The organism is Micromonospora sp. BL1, from assembly GCF_003667485.1.
GTDB classification, from domain to species: Bacteria; Actinomycetota; Actinomycetes; order Mycobacteriales; family Micromonosporaceae; genus Micromonospora; species Micromonospora tulbaghiae.
This window is the reverse complement of sequence record NZ_RCVK01000296.1, coordinates 1-13,295: the sequence shown is the minus strand read 5'-3', so window position 1 is coordinate 13,295 and position 13,295 is coordinate 1. Positions and strand designations below refer to the sequence as shown.

Annotated in this window: 13 protein-coding genes; 5 read left to right on the top strand and 8 right to left on the bottom strand. The window is 72.2% G+C overall.

Annotated elements, in window-relative coordinates; translation table 11 throughout:
• Positions 1-74: 74 nt before the first annotated feature.
• The 4 genes from otsB to EAD96_RS22220 all read right to left on the bottom strand — a co-directional run bounded on the left by otsB (position 75) and on the right by EAD96_RS22220 (position 4,874).
• A complete protein-coding gene (gene otsB, locus EAD96_RS22235) occupies positions 75-2,675 on the bottom strand; it encodes a trehalose-phosphatase (protein ID WP_120573565.1) in 2,601 nt (866 codons plus the stop codon).
• Positions 2,672-4,072: a trehalose-6-phosphate synthase gene (locus tag EAD96_RS22230; protein ID WP_013288079.1), complete on the bottom strand. Its 1,401-nt coding sequence runs from the start codon at positions 4,070-4,072 to the stop codon at positions 2,672-2,674. Before EAD96_RS22230 ends, otsB begins: the two co-directional genes overlap by 4 nt.
• A 141-nt stretch (positions 4,073-4,213) precedes the next feature.
• Entirely contained in the window at positions 4,214-4,600 is a 387-nt protein-coding gene (locus EAD96_RS22225) for a hypothetical protein (RefSeq protein WP_147457916.1), read from the bottom strand.
• Positions 4,593-4,874: a hypothetical protein gene (locus tag EAD96_RS22220; protein ID WP_121685652.1), complete on the bottom strand. Its 282-nt coding sequence runs from the start codon at positions 4,872-4,874 to the stop codon at positions 4,593-4,595. The genes EAD96_RS22225 and EAD96_RS22220 overlap by 8 nt, the downstream gene beginning before the upstream one ends.
• A 214-nt stretch (positions 4,875-5,088) precedes the next feature.
• Here EAD96_RS22220 and ettA point away from each other — a divergent pair, with 214 nt between their 5' ends.
• The 4 genes from ettA (at position 5,089) to EAD96_RS22200 (ending at position 8,576) form a co-directional block, all read left to right on the top strand.
• Entirely contained in the window at positions 5,089-6,765 is a 1,677-nt protein-coding gene (ettA, locus tag EAD96_RS22215; RefSeq protein WP_120573568.1) for an energy-dependent translational throttle protein EttA, read from the top strand.
• On the top strand, positions 6,758-7,201 hold the full coding sequence (locus EAD96_RS22210; RefSeq protein ID WP_121685651.1) for a thioesterase family protein: 444 nt from the start codon (positions 6,758-6,760) through the stop codon (positions 7,199-7,201). The genes ettA and EAD96_RS22210 overlap by 8 nt, the downstream gene beginning before the upstream one ends.
• Complete coding sequence (locus EAD96_RS22205; RefSeq protein WP_121685650.1) at positions 7,198-7,860, top strand: hypothetical protein; 663 nt, start codon at positions 7,198-7,200, stop codon at positions 7,858-7,860. Before EAD96_RS22210 ends, EAD96_RS22205 begins: the two co-directional genes overlap by 4 nt.
• A 131-nt stretch (positions 7,861-7,991) precedes the next feature.
• Positions 7,992-8,576, top strand: a complete 585-nt coding sequence (locus EAD96_RS22200) for a YbjN domain-containing protein (protein ID WP_120573571.1) — start codon at positions 7,992-7,994, stop codon at positions 8,574-8,576.
• 16 nt (positions 8,577-8,592) lie between these two features.
• On the opposite strand, the gene EAD96_RS22195 is transcribed toward EAD96_RS22200, so the two are convergent.
• The 3 genes from EAD96_RS22195 to EAD96_RS22185 all read right to left on the bottom strand — a co-directional run bounded on the left by EAD96_RS22195 (position 8,593) and on the right by EAD96_RS22185 (position 11,721).
• Entirely contained in the window at positions 8,593-8,979 is a 387-nt protein-coding gene (locus tag EAD96_RS22195) for a globin (protein WP_120573572.1), read from the bottom strand.
• Between the two features lie 78 nt (positions 8,980-9,057).
• Positions 9,058-10,431: an MFS transporter gene (locus EAD96_RS22190; protein ID WP_199733267.1), complete on the bottom strand. Its 1,374-nt coding sequence runs from the start codon at positions 10,429-10,431 to the stop codon at positions 9,058-9,060.
• A gap of 234 nt (positions 10,432-10,665) precedes the next feature.
• A complete protein-coding gene (locus EAD96_RS22185) occupies positions 10,666-11,721 on the bottom strand; it encodes a mechanosensitive ion channel family protein (protein ID WP_233586127.1) in 1,056 nt (351 codons plus the stop codon).
• Between the two features lie 228 nt (positions 11,722-11,949).
• Here EAD96_RS22185 and EAD96_RS22180 point away from each other — a divergent pair, with 228 nt between their 5' ends.
• Positions 11,950-12,489: an HNH endonuclease gene (locus tag EAD96_RS22180; RefSeq protein WP_013288071.1), complete on the top strand. Its 540-nt coding sequence runs from the start codon at positions 11,950-11,952 to the stop codon at positions 12,487-12,489.
• A gap of 9 nt (positions 12,490-12,498) precedes the next feature.
• Here the strand turns inward: EAD96_RS22180 and EAD96_RS22175 are convergent, their stop codons facing one another.
• A complete protein-coding gene (locus EAD96_RS22175) occupies positions 12,499-13,251 on the bottom strand; it encodes a class F sortase (protein ID WP_121685654.1) in 753 nt (250 codons plus the stop codon).
• Positions 13,252-13,295: the final 44 nt, after the last annotated feature.

The following is a 13,295-nucleotide window of genomic DNA, read 5'->3' as shown; positions in this document are numbered from 1 at the left end:
GGCTGGGGTGGGACGGGGACGGGGACGGCGGCGGGGACCGTGGGTCCCCGCCGCCGTCCGGGCGCTCGGTCAGGTCACTGCTTGAGCATGTTGTCCAGCAGCAGGGCGCAGCGGATCAGGCCGAGGTGGCTGTACGCCTGCGGGTGGTTGCCCAGCCCGCGCTCGGCCAGCGGGTCGTACTGCTCCGGCAGCAACCCGGTCGGCCCGGCCGTGTCGAGCATCTGGGTGAACAGCTCCTCGGCGTCGCTGCGGCGGCCGGTGCGCAGGTACGCCTCGATCAGCCACGACGTGCAGATGTGGAAGCCGCCCTCCCGGCCGGGCAGGCCGTCGTCCCAGTGGTACCGGTAGACGACCGGCCCGCTGCGCAGCTCCGCCTCGATCTTGAGGACGGTGGAGAGGAAGCGCGGGTCGTCGCCGGCGAGCAGCCCGGAGATGCCGATCCACAGCGACGAGGCGTCCATCTCCTCGTAGCCGTAGGCGACGCTGTACGCCTCGGCCTCCGGGTGCCAGCCGTGCTCCAGCACGTTCGAGGCGATCCGGTCGCGCAGCTCGACCCACTCGGGCCGGTCCTCGCCGCCGTGCCGGCGTACCACGTGCAGCGCCCGGTCCACTGTCATCCAGAGCATGACCTTGGAGAAGACGTGGTGCCGCGGGGGGAGGCGGGCCTCCCAGATGCCGTGGTCGGGCTCGTGCCAGCGGCGGCGTACCGCCTCGACCATGTTCTCCAGCACCCGCCACTCGTCGTCGCGGATCGAGCCCCGGGCGTCGGCCACCGCCGCGATCAGGTCCGCGACCGGGCCGAAGACGTCGAGCTGGAGCTGGTGGTTGGCGAGGTTGCCGACGCGTACCGGCCGGGAGCCGGCATAGCCGGGCAGCGTGTCGATGACCGCCTCGGCGCCCAGCTCGAAGCCGTCCACCGTGTAGAGCGGGTGCAGCCGCTCCGGGTGCCCGCCGGTGCGCTCGACCACGCCGTCGATCCAGCGCAGCAGCCCTTCGGCCTCCTCGGTCGAGCCGAGGTCGACCAGCGCGCGGGCGGTCATCGCGGCGTCCCGCAGCCAGCAGTAGCGGTAGTCCCAGTTGCGGACACCGCCCAGCTCCTCCGGCAGCGACGTGGTGGCCGCGGCGAGGATCGACCCGGTCGGCTCGTGGCAGAGGCCGCGCAGCGTCAGCGCACTGCGGGCGACCAGGTCCCGGGCGGTCGCGGGCAGCCGCAGCGAGGCCACCCAGTCCTTCCAGGGCTGTTCAGCGGCGGCCTGCCGCTCGTGCAGCGGCAGCCGGTGCGGTTCCAGGCTCTGCGTGCCGAAGCGCAGCTCCAGCACCACCTGGCCGCCGGCCGCGGACAGGTCGACCACCGCCTTCGCGGTCTCGTACCCGGCGTCGTTGGTGACCTCCCACTCGACGCCGGGGGAGTGCAGCGCGACCGGCTCGTTGGAGCCGAGCACCAGCAGGCCGTCGTCGAGCGGCTGGAGCTGCACCGCCACCTGGCCGAACTCGGGGCGCGGCGCGAACTCGACGCGGGCCCGACCGGTGCCGCTGAGCACCCGGACCAGTGTCGAGTCGCCGCTGACCACGGCCGGGTCGTCCGGCGTGGTCTCGCGGACCGGCAGGTCGAGCCAGTCGGTCACGGTCAGGCCAGACCAGCGGGTCTCGACGGTCATCGTGTTGCTGCGGTAGCGCTGGCCCAGCGGGATGCCGCCCCGCTCCGGGCCGACCGTGAAGTGCCCGGCCGGGCTGCCGCCGACCAGGTCGGCGAAGATCGCCGCCGAGTCCGGCTTCGGGTGGCACAGCCAGGTGATCTTGGCTTCCGGGGTGACGAGCGCGACGGTACGGCCGTTCGCCAGCATCGAGTGCCGCTCGATCGGCACCGCCCGCTCGCCGAACAGCCAGTGCCGCCGCGTCTCCAGCAGCAGCCCCAGCGCGCGGGCCGCCTCGATCGGCTCGGCCACCCGGTAGTCGGCCCGGGTCTCCCCGGGGCCGATCTTGATGCCGACGTCCGGCCCGGTCAGGTTGCCGAAGGCGTTCTCGTCGGTGACGTCGTCGCCGATGAACAGCACCGCGCTCGCGGCGAGCTGGGTACGGAGCTGGTCGACGGCGGTGCCCTTGTTGGTCACGACCACCGACAGCTCGATGACCTCCTTGCCCTGGGTGACGGTCACGCCCTCCCAGGTCGCGGGGCCGTTGCGGACCGCCTCGACGGCCCGGGCGGCGACGTGCGGGTCGACGCCCCGGGTGTGCACGGCCACGCTGGCCGGCTTGCGTTCCAGGCGGATGCCCGGGTGCTCGGCGGCGATCTCGCGCAGCGCCTCACGGAGCCGGTGCCGGACCGCGATCAGCTCGGGGGTGAGCCGCTCGACGAAGCCGATGTCGAACTCCGAGCCGTGGCTGCCGACGAGGTGCACCTCGCTGGGCAGCCGGGAGAGTGTGGCCAGGTCGCGCAGCGCCCGGCCGGAGACGACGGCGACGCTCGTCTGCGGCAGTGCGGCGAGCGCGCGTACGGCCGCCACCGACTCGGGCAGCGGCACGGCCTTGCTGGGGTCCTCGACGATCGGCGCCAGTGTGCCGTCGTAGTCGCAGGCGACCAGGAGTTGCGGAACCCGGGCGATACGGCCGATGGCGGCACGCAGTTCGGGATCCAGCACGCCGCCGTGGGAGGCGGCGGGGGCGGGCGAGGTCACGCAGCCTCCGTATCGGGGACGCCGAGCTCGCTGAGGAACGACTTGGCCCAGTGGCCCACGTCGTGGCTGCGCAGATGGCGCTGCATGACGCGCATCCGGCGGCGGGCTTCGGGCTTTTCGACATGCACGGCCCGCAGCAACGCGTCCTTCACCGCGTCCGGGTCGTGCGGATTACACAGGAACGCCTGGCGCAGCTCTGTCGCGGCGCCGGCGAACTCACTGAGCACGAGCGCGCCGCCCTGGTCGGCGCGCGATGCGACGTACTCCTTGGCCACCAGATTCATTCCGTCTCGCAGCGGGGTCACCATCATCACGTCGGCCGCGACGTACATCGCGGCCAGTTCGGAGCGACTGTACGACTGATGCAGATAATGCACGGCAGGCACGCCGACCCGGCCGAATTCACCATTGATCCGGCCAACCTCGCGTTCCACCTTCACCCGAAGTGCCTGGTAGTGCTCCACACGCTCGCGGCTGGGCGTGGCGACCTGCACCATAACCGCGTCCGGAACTGTCAACTTTCCGTCAGCGAGGAGTTCTCGGAAGGCCTTCAGCCGGAGTTCGATGCCCTTGGTGTAGTCGAGCCGGTCGACGCCCAGGATGATCGTCTTCGGGTTGCCCAGCTCCTCCCGGATCTGCTTGGCCCGGGCCTGGATCGCCGGATCCTCGGCCAGCCGCTCCATCTCCTTGGTGTCGATCGAGATGGGGAACGCGCCCGCCTTCACCTGCCGGCCGTCGACCTGGATCATCTGGCCCTCGTAGCGCAGGCCGAGCAGGTGCCGGGCCAGGCGGACGAAGTTCTGCGCCGCCAGCCGCTGCTGGAAGCCGACCAGGTCCGCGCCGAGCAGTCCACGCAGGATCTCGGTGCGGAACGGCATCTGCATGAACAGCTCGATCGGCGGGAACGGGATGTGCAGGAAGAAACCGATCCGCAGGTCCGGCCGCAGCTCCCGGAGCATCGCCGGCACGAGCTGGAGCTGGTAGTCCTGGACCCAGACCGTGGCGCCCTCGGCGGCCACGTCGGCGGCGGCCTCCGCGAACCGGGCGTTGACGAGCCGGTACGCCTCGCGCCAGCGCCGCTTGTAGGCGGGCGTCTCCACCGCGTCGTGGTAGAGCGGCCAGATCGTGGCGTTCGACTGGCCCTCGTAGTAGCGCTCAAGCTCCTCGGCGCTCAGCGGCACCGGGTGCAGGCGGATGCCCTCCAGGTCGAACGGCTCGGGCGCGGCGCCGGTGCCGCCGGCCCACCCCACCCAGGTGCCCTGGTGCTCGGCCAGCACCGGGTGCAGCGCGGTCACCAGCCCGCCGGGGCTGCGCCGCCACTGCCGCCCCTCGGGTGTGCTCACCTCGTCGACCGGCAGGCGGTTGGCCACTACGACAAAGGAGCTACGGACGGTCACGATCGGCCACCTCCGGGTACTGACGGGTCCACCGCGATGAGCGTACTGAGCGTAGCTGCGGCGTCTGATCCCCCGTGCCGGAGTTACCTACCCGTCCCAGAACCGCCGAACCCATCGCGTGATCTTGTCGACACCGGCGGTTCAGAGGTCGATGATCGGCCACTCCTTGGGCAGCACCTCACCGAGCAGTTCCCGCCGGTCGCTCATGATCGGTGTGGTGGCCCGTGCGGCCTCCAGCGCCACCTGGGCGAGGTCCATGCTCGGGAGCGTGCGCGACCAGCCGCCGAGGAACATGCACATGTCGTGCGCCACGGGGGTGACGACCACGTGGTCGAGATCGCCGAGGATGTCCAGCAGGCGCCAGCCGTCGACGGCCACCTGCCGGTACGCCTCGGCGAGACAGAGCGCCGGCACGATCACCGTCTGCCCCCGGTCCGCGACCGCCGCGATCTGCTCCCCGACTGCCTCGGTGCCCTCCGAGTAGGCCAGCAGGCACGCGGTGTCGAGCACCAGCCCAGGGTCAGTCACGGGTCGGCCGTCCACGTGTCGACTCGCTCAGCAACGCGGCGGCCCGGGCGCGCAGTTCCGGGGTGATCTTCGCCTGGGCTTCGTCGAGCGCGTGGCCCGCGTCGGCGAGCCCGCCGTCGGACAGCCGGAAGCCGACCTGCCGGAGCGTACGCCGGGTGCGCTCGCCCGCCATCCGTTGCCGCACGCTCTCGGTGACGAACGCGGAGACGTTCGGCTCCTGGGCCAGTCGTTCGGCCACGTCGTCGGGCACGCTGATGGCGATCTTCTTGGTCATACTGCCGACGTTAACGAGTAGTACCCGTGTCGGCAACGAGGCTCGCCGCCGTACCCCTGGGGTGGGGTGATGTGGGCGTCGCGGTCCGTACCTGTCAGGATTGACGGCGGCGTGCGTGCGGCCGGCTCCCGGCCGGCGGCGGCCGGCGGAGATCGACGCCGGCCCCCCGCACCCGACAAGCCCGCGATCGCAACCGACGGAGGTAGCCCGCACCGTGGCCCAGTTCATCTACGTCCTGGACAAGGCGCGCAAGGCGCACGGCGACAAGGTCGTGCTCGACAACGTGACGCTGAACTTCCTGCCGGGTGTCAAGATCGGGGTGGTCGGTCCGAACGGCGCCGGTAAGTCCAGCCTCCTCAAGATCATGGCAGGGCTGGACCGGCCCAGCAACGGCGAGGCCCGGCTCATGCCCGGCTACTCCGTCGGCATGCTCGCGCAGGAGCCGCCGCTCAACGACGCCAAGACGGTCCTCGGCAACGTCGAGGAGGCGGTCGCCGAGACCAAGGCCAAGCTGGAGCGGTTCAACAAGATCGCCGAGCAGATGGCCACCGACTACTCCGACGAGCTGATGGAGGAGATGGGCAAGCTCCAGGAGGATCTGGACGCCGCCGACGCGTGGGACATCGACTCCAAGCTCGAACTCGCGATGGACGCGCTGCGCTGCCCGCCGCCGGACGCCGACGTCACCACGCTCTCCGGTGGTGAGCGCCGCCGGGTGGCGCTGTGCAAGCTCCTGCTGGAGGCGCCGGACCTGCTGCTGCTCGACGAGCCCACCAACCACCTGGACGCGGAGAGCGTGCAGTGGCTGGAGCAGCACCTGGCCAAGTACGCCGGCACCGTCCTGGCGATCACCCACGACCGGTACTTCCTGGACAACGTGGCCAACTGGATCCTGGAGCTGGACCGCGGCCGGGCCTACCCGTACGAGGGCAACTACTCCACCTACCTGGAGAAGAAGGCCGCCCGGCTCTCCGTCGAGGGACGCCGCGACGCCAAGATGCGCAAGCGCCTCTCCGAGGAACTGGAGTGGGTCCGCTCGAACGCCAAGGCGCGGCAGACCAAGTCCAAGGCCCGCCTGGACCGCTACGACGAGATGGCCGCCGAGGCGGAGAAGACCCGGAAGCTGGACTTCGAGGAGATCCAGATCCCGCCGGGCCCGCGCCTGGGCAACACCGTGATCGAGGCGCAGAACCTCACCAAGGCGTTCGGTGACCGGGTGCTGATCGACGACCTGTCGTTCTCGCTGCCCCGCAACGGCATCGTCGGCATCATCGGCCCGAACGGCGTCGGCAAGACCACGCTGTTCAAGACCATCGTCGGGCTGGAGCAGCCGACCAGCGGCTCGGTCCGGGTCGGCGAGACCGTCTCGCTGTCGTACGTCGACCAGAACCGGCAGGGCCTGGACGGCGACAAGACCGTCTGGGAGGTCGTGTCCGACGGGCTGGACCACCTCATGGTGGGCAAGGTCGAGATGCCGTCCCGTGCGTACATCGCCGCGTTCGGCTTCAAGGGGCCGGACCAGCAGAAGCCGACCAAGGTGCTCTCCGGCGGCGAGCGCAACCGGCTCAACCTGGCGCTGACGCTGAAGATCGGCGGCAACGTGATCCTGCTCGACGAGCCGACGAACGACCTGGACGTGGAGACGCTGTCCAGCCTGGAGAACGCGCTGCTGGAGTTCCCCGGCTGCGCCGTGGTGATCTCCCACGACCGGATGTTCCTGGACCGGGTCGCCACGCACATCCTGGCCTGGGAGGGCGACGACCAGAACCCGGCCAAGTGGTTCTGGTTCGAGGGCAACTTCGAGGCGTACGAGAAGAACAAGGTCGACCGGCTCGGCGCCGAGGCGGCCCGCCCGCACCGGGTGACCTACCGCAAGCTCACCCGTGACTGACCGCTTCGTCTACCACTGCGCGCTGCGCTGGTCCGACCTGGACGCGTACGGCCACGTCAACAACGCCCGCTTCCTCACGCTCTACGAGGAGGCCCGGGTGGCGATGATGTTCGCCGGCGGCCGGGCGTGGGGAGTGGGCTCGTTCGCCGACGGTGTGGTCATCCGCCGGCACGAGGTCGACTACCTGCGCCCGGTCGACTACGCGCTCGGCCGGGCCAGCGCCGAGGCCGCGCCGACGGTACGGATCGAGCTGTGGGTGGACCAGATCAGGGCCGCCTCCTTCTCGGTCGCGTACGAGCTGTACGACGGCGACACGCTGGCCGGCACCGCCCGGTCGCTGCTGGTGCCGTTCGACCTGGCGGAGCAGCGCCCGCGCCGGATCTCGCCGGAGGAGCGGGCGTTCCTGCTCCGCTACGCGCCGGGGCTGAACGGATGACCGGGCACGGGTTGACCGGGGCGGCCGACGCCGGGGCGTTCCTGGCCCGGCTGGTCCGGTTCGACCCGGCCACACTGGTGCGGCTGCGGCCGGTGCCGGGTGCGGGCCGTACCGCCCTCTGGGCGCGGCTGCCGTGGGGCGTGCTCGTGGTCCGTACCGTGCCGGGCACCGCCCCCGGGGACGTCACTGTCGCCGCGGGGGAGCTGCTGGCCGAACTCTCCGCCGGCGGCGGGGCGCTTCCGGTACGCCGGGACGACGGCTGGCGGTGGCAGCTCCCACCGGCGGCGAGCCGGGCGGTGGAGGCGCTGCCCGGCGCCGAGCTGCGCCGGATCGCGGAGGCGGCGGCCGGGACGCTGCGCGAGGCGGCCACGCACGGCGTGGCGGGCCGCGCGGTCGGGCAGCGGGTGCTGCGGGACGCGCTGCTGGACCACGTCGCGGTGGTGGTGACCCCGGACGAGGCGCCGCGCACGCCCGTGGACGTGTCGCAGCGGCTGGTGCAGGCCCTGGTCCGGATGGGTTTCCTCGGTGCCGGCGCGGACGACGTTCAGGTGCGCACGGCGGGCCGATGGGTCGGACTCGTCGGACCGTTCGGGGCGGCCTGGTCGCGTACCGTCGCCGATCTTGCACTCAGGCCGACGCCAGGTCATCCGAACGGATGACCCCGGTTCGTCCTTCCGGTTTGGGGCGGTCGTTGGGGGGATGCCTCACGCCGTCTGTCCGGGTACCGTCCATCCTCGGATCCAACGCACCGTAGGCGTCCGGATCCGCTGGGGAGTGAGGTGCGCGAGCGATGCCGTGGTGGTCATGGCGCCCTGGTCCCGCCGCTGGCGGGGAGCCGGAGACTCGAAGCGGGACCACAGTGGATGACACCATCCGGGTCGGCCCACCGACCCCTCGCCAGCCGGGGGACGACGTGGCGCCACCCGAGCGGCCGGTCCTCGCGGACATGCCGGCCACCGTCGCGCCGGTCACGCTGAGCCGGGTCTGCGACGCGCTCGACCTGCTCGACGTCCGCTACCTGGCCGACGGCGACGGCAACCTGCTGGCCATGTGGGAGCGGCACGCCGTGCTGGTCGCGCTGGAGGGCCCGGAGGACGAGATCCTGGTGATGCGGGCCCGCCCGCACGCGACGGTTCCGCCGGACTGGGCCGACCGCGCCTACCGCGTGGTGAACGAGTGGAACCACACCCGGCGCTTCTGCAAGGCGTACATCGGTGACCCGACCGAGCGCGGTCAGCTCCCGATCTACGCCGAGTTGCAGGTCCCGCTCGGCGCCGGCGCCCACGACGCGCTGCTCGTCGAGATGCTCGACTGCGGCGCGGCGGTCGCCGTCACGTTCGTCGACTGGCTGCACGACGAGGGCGCCCTGCTCTGAGCCGGGCCGGCCGGGCTCAGCCGGCGGCCGGATCCTCCATCACGTTCACCATGAAGTAGGCGGCCCGCTCCAGGTAGTCCCAGAGCGCGGCGGCGAGCTGCGGCGGCAGGTCGAGCGCGTCCACCGCCCGGCGCATGTGCAGCAGCCAGGCGTCCCGCTCGGCCGCGCCGATCCGGTACGGGGCGTGCCGCATCCGCAGCCGCGGGTGGCCGCGCTGCTCCGAGTAGGTGTGCGGGCCACCCCAGTACTGGATGAGGAACAGGGTCAGCCGGTCCGCCGCCGGGCCCAGGTCCTCCTCCGGGTACATCGGCCGCAGCAGCGGGTCGTCGGCGACACCGGCGTAGAACTCGTCCACCAGCTTGCGGAAGGCCGGTTCACCGCCGATCGCCTCGAAGAGGGTCATCGACTCGCCTGGGGAAGTCACGCTTCCATCCTGCCAGGTGCGGCCCGGCGCCTGCGCCCGCCCGCGGGGCGGCGCGGATCACGTCACCGCGTGCCGGCGTCGGCCGTGCTCGTGGTTCCGGTCACCCGACGCGGGGCCGCGCGCGGGCGCGTGCGCGGTTCCGCCGCCGGCCGGCGACTCGGCGCGGGCCGTCGCGATGGCGTCGTGGATCACCTGCGGCCGGGGCCAGGCGAGTGCCGCCACAGACATGATCAGCACCCCGGCGGCGCTCCACACGCCGACCACCGACGGGACCGAGAAGCGCTCGGCGAGCGCGCCCGTGGCCAGCACAGCGGCGCCCTGGATGATCTGTGTGCCGCTGGCCATGACGCCGAACGCCCGGGCCCGGAAGCCGTCCGGGAGCGCCTGCACGAACAGGCTGTTGGCGACCGGGACGAGCCCGGCGACGGCGAAGCCGCACCCGGCGGCCAGCAGTGCCACCACCGCCGGCGGCGGATTGAACAGCGCGGGTACGAGCGTCGCCGGCGCGATGATCATCAACGGTCGCATCAGCGTCAGCCGCCGGTCCGGGCCGACGAGCCGGCTGATGGTCAGCCCGCCGAGGATGTATCCGACCGGGACGGCGGCCATGATCAGCCCTTGGGCGGTGCCGGCGTCCATCCCGCCGTCGGTCCGGTCGGCGGCCCAGCCCGCGGCCAGCCCCTCCGGGACGATCGAGAAGAGCATCGCGCTGAACACCAGTACCGCGATGGCGCGCAGCACCGGCCGCTCGAAGACGATCTGGAAACCCTGGACGGTCTCCCGCAGCAGGTGACTGCGGTGCACCTCGGTCATCGCCGGTGGCCGCTCGCGTACGCCGAAGCGGACGATCGCGGCCGACACGGCGAAGGTCACCGCGTTGACGAGCAGCGCTGTGTTCGGGTTGAGCGCCGCCACCGTGGCGCCGATCAGGTAGCCGACGACCTGGGCGGCCTGGCCGGCGCTGGTGAACGCGGACAGGCCCACGACCAGCCGGTCCCCGGTCAGGATGTGCGGCATCAGCGCGGACCGCGCCGCCTGGCTCGGCGGGTTAGCGAGCGTGGCCAGGAAGATCAGCGCGAAGACCGACCAGGTCGGCATCCAGGGCATCGCGACCAGCGCCATCAGCGCCATCCGGAGGACGTCGCAGACCACCATGACGCGCCGGTAGTGGTGCCGCTCGGCGAGCGCGGAGAGCAGCGGTCCACCGACCAGCCACGGAAGGTAGCTGGCGGCGAACGCGGCGGCGGAGAGCGCGACCGAATCGGTCTCGCGCAGCACGAGCACTGTGACCGCGGCGCGGGCCAGGTAGTCACCCACCCAGGACAGGGTGTTGGCGGCGAAGATGGCGCGGAACTCCGACTGACCGAAGACGTCCCGGAAGGTGGCCGGGCCCTCCCGGGCGGGTCGCGCGTCGGACACCGTCGCCTCCATCGTTCCTGGTCGACCACTTGTGATGGCCCGACCGGGAACCGTCGTCAGATCAATCGATCAGCGAGGACACGAGCACGCCCCCCGGTGGAGCGTGTGCACCGGATTCTGCCCGATCGTCTGACAACTGGCTAGGGCGAACGGATTGATCGTCGCATCTCCGACTGAACGAACGGACGATACCCGAGGGGCCGCGCGGTGCGGAACCCCGGAAATCAGCCCGGCTCGTCCGGCGGCTCAGGTGGGTCCGCCGGTGCCCGTACCCTCGGCGGCGGGCGGCGCCGGCGGCTGGACCGGCAGGCCGGGGAACAGCCGGGCGGCCGCGATCTGCGCGACGATCCCCGAGTTCTCCAACGCCTCCGCGAGGCGCCGGCGCAGCTCGCGCCCGACCGCGAACTGCCCGTCCGCCGTGGTCTTGACGACGGTACGGATCACCGCGCCGTCGACTGTCATCTGCTCGACGCCCAGGACCTCCGGCTGCTCCACGATGCTCGGCGCCAGCTCCGGGTCCAGCGCCACCGACGCCGCCGCGGTACGCAGCACGGCGGTGGCCTCCTCGGTGCCGGCGAAACCGATCGGCAGGTCGACCACGACCAGCGCCCAGCCCTGGCTCTTGTTCCCGACCCGGACGATCTCGCCGTTGCGGATGTACCAGAGCACGCCGCGGCCGTCCCGGACCGTGGTGACCCGCAGCCCCACCGCCTCGACCACGCCGGTGGCCTCGCCCAGGTCGACGGTGTCGCCGACGCCGTACTGGTCCTCTATCAACATGAACAGGCCGGCGATCAGGTCCTTCACCAGGCTCTGCGCGCCGAAGCCGAGCGCCACGCCGGCGATGCCCGCGCTGGCCAGCAGCGGGGCCAGGTCGAAGCTGAACTCCTTGAGCACCATCAGCAGCGCGATGCCGAAGACGAACGCGGTGACCATGCTGCGCAGCACCGACCCGATCGCCTCGGCCCGCTGCCGCCGCCGCTCCGGCACGAACTGGTCCGGGTCGAGCGTGGCGCTGGGGATGCGTTCCCGCAGCGGGCGGAGCATGGTCGGCACCGCGCCCTGGGTGGTGGTCCGGACCAGCCGGTTGATGGTCCGGTGCAGCGCCCACCGGGCGGCCACCGCGATCAACAGGATCAACGCGACCCGTAGCGGCTTCAGCAGGATCCAGTAGCTGCTCTCGGCGAACCAGGCGGAGCCGGTGAGCCGGTACAGGAACTCGCAGGAACTGCTGCCCTGGCAGTCCGGGCGCCGGTCGGAGAAGGCCGACAGCAGGGCGGAGATCAGGTCGGAGACGTTCACCCTGCTTTCGTACCGCACCGGTGACGAGCGGCGGACACCGCCACCTCGGTGAAGTGTCGCTACCGGAGGGGGTAGCCCGGATTAGTACGTGCAATCCGGGGCGCGATCAGGGACTATTGGCGCAACGGACGTCGGTGATCCGGCCGGCGTCGGAGCCGTTCCGCGCTGTCCGCGGGGCGGTTCCGGCGCAGACGAGGCGGGAGCGACTGGACCGGGAGGGTGAGCGCGATGCCTGACATACGACCCACGGCGGGCTCCGGTGCACTCGTTCTCAACGCCACCTACGAGCCCCTGTGCGTCGTGTCGGTGCGTCGTGCCGCGATCCTCGTCCTGTCCGCCAAGGCGGTCTGCGTCGCCGACGGCGAGGGCATCCTGCACAGCGCGCGCAACGCGTTACCGGTGCCCTCGGTGGTACGCCTGACCCGCTACGTCCGGGTGCCGTACCGCACCCACGTCGGGCTGTCCCGGCGGGCCGTGTTCGCCCGCGACGGGTGGCGGTGCGCGTACTGCCGGGGGCCCGCCGAGACCATCGACCACGTCTTCCCACGCAGCCGGGGCGGCCGGCACGCCTGGGAGAACGTGGTCGCCGCGTGCGCGCGGTGCAACCACACCAAAGGCGACAAGACGCCCGCCGAGCTGGGCTGGCGGCTGCACCACCTGCCGGCCGCGCCCAAAGGAGCCGCCTGGCGGGTGCTCGGGCACCGCGCCCCCGACCCGCGCTGGGCGGACTGGCTCGACCTGCGCGAGCCCGAGCCCGAGGCGGCCTGACCGGCCCGCTCAGCGCGCCTTGACCAGCGAGGCGTAGACGACCAGGTTGTCCGCGTACCCGGTCTCGCCCCCCACCCAGCGCCCGCCGCAGGTGATCAGCCGCAGGTTGGGCCGGCTGAAGTCGCCGTAGACGTCCTCCACCGGCAGCTTCTCCTTGCCGTACCGCTCGATCGACGTCACCTCGAACACCGCCACCGAGCGGTCCTCCCGCGTCACCTCGATCCGGTCGCCGTCGTCCAGCTCCCTCAGCCCGTGGAAGACGGCCGGACCGGTGGTGGTGTCGACGTGCCCGACGAGCACGGCCGGTCCGTACTGGCCGGGGGTGGGGCCCTGGTCGTACCAGCCGACCTCGCCGGCCCGCTCCACGTCCGGCACGGCGATGCTGCCGTCCGGCGCGATGCCCACCCGGTGCACCGGCGCACGCAGGTCGAGCTTGCCGATGCTCAGGCCGGTCGGTGGACTGGCCGGCAGCACCGGGAACTTCTTCGGCGGCGGGCGCAGGCCGGCGACGATCCGGTCCGGCAGCACGCTGACGCCGGTCACCCGTTCCACGCCGAGCATGGCCACGATCAGCGCCATCACGCTCGCCACCACGAGCACCGGGACACCCGGGTTGCGGCTCGGGGCGTACCGGCGGGTGGTGGTCCTGGCGGCGCGGGCCGGAACCGGCCGGGACTGCGGGTCGGCGGTGGCGACGCTGGCCGAGAACGCGTGCCCGGCGACGTGGGCGAACCGGCGCGCGGCCCCGGCGGTCAGCCGCAGCGCCGCCCGGAGCCGGCCGGCGCGCTGCGGCTGACCGCCGGGGC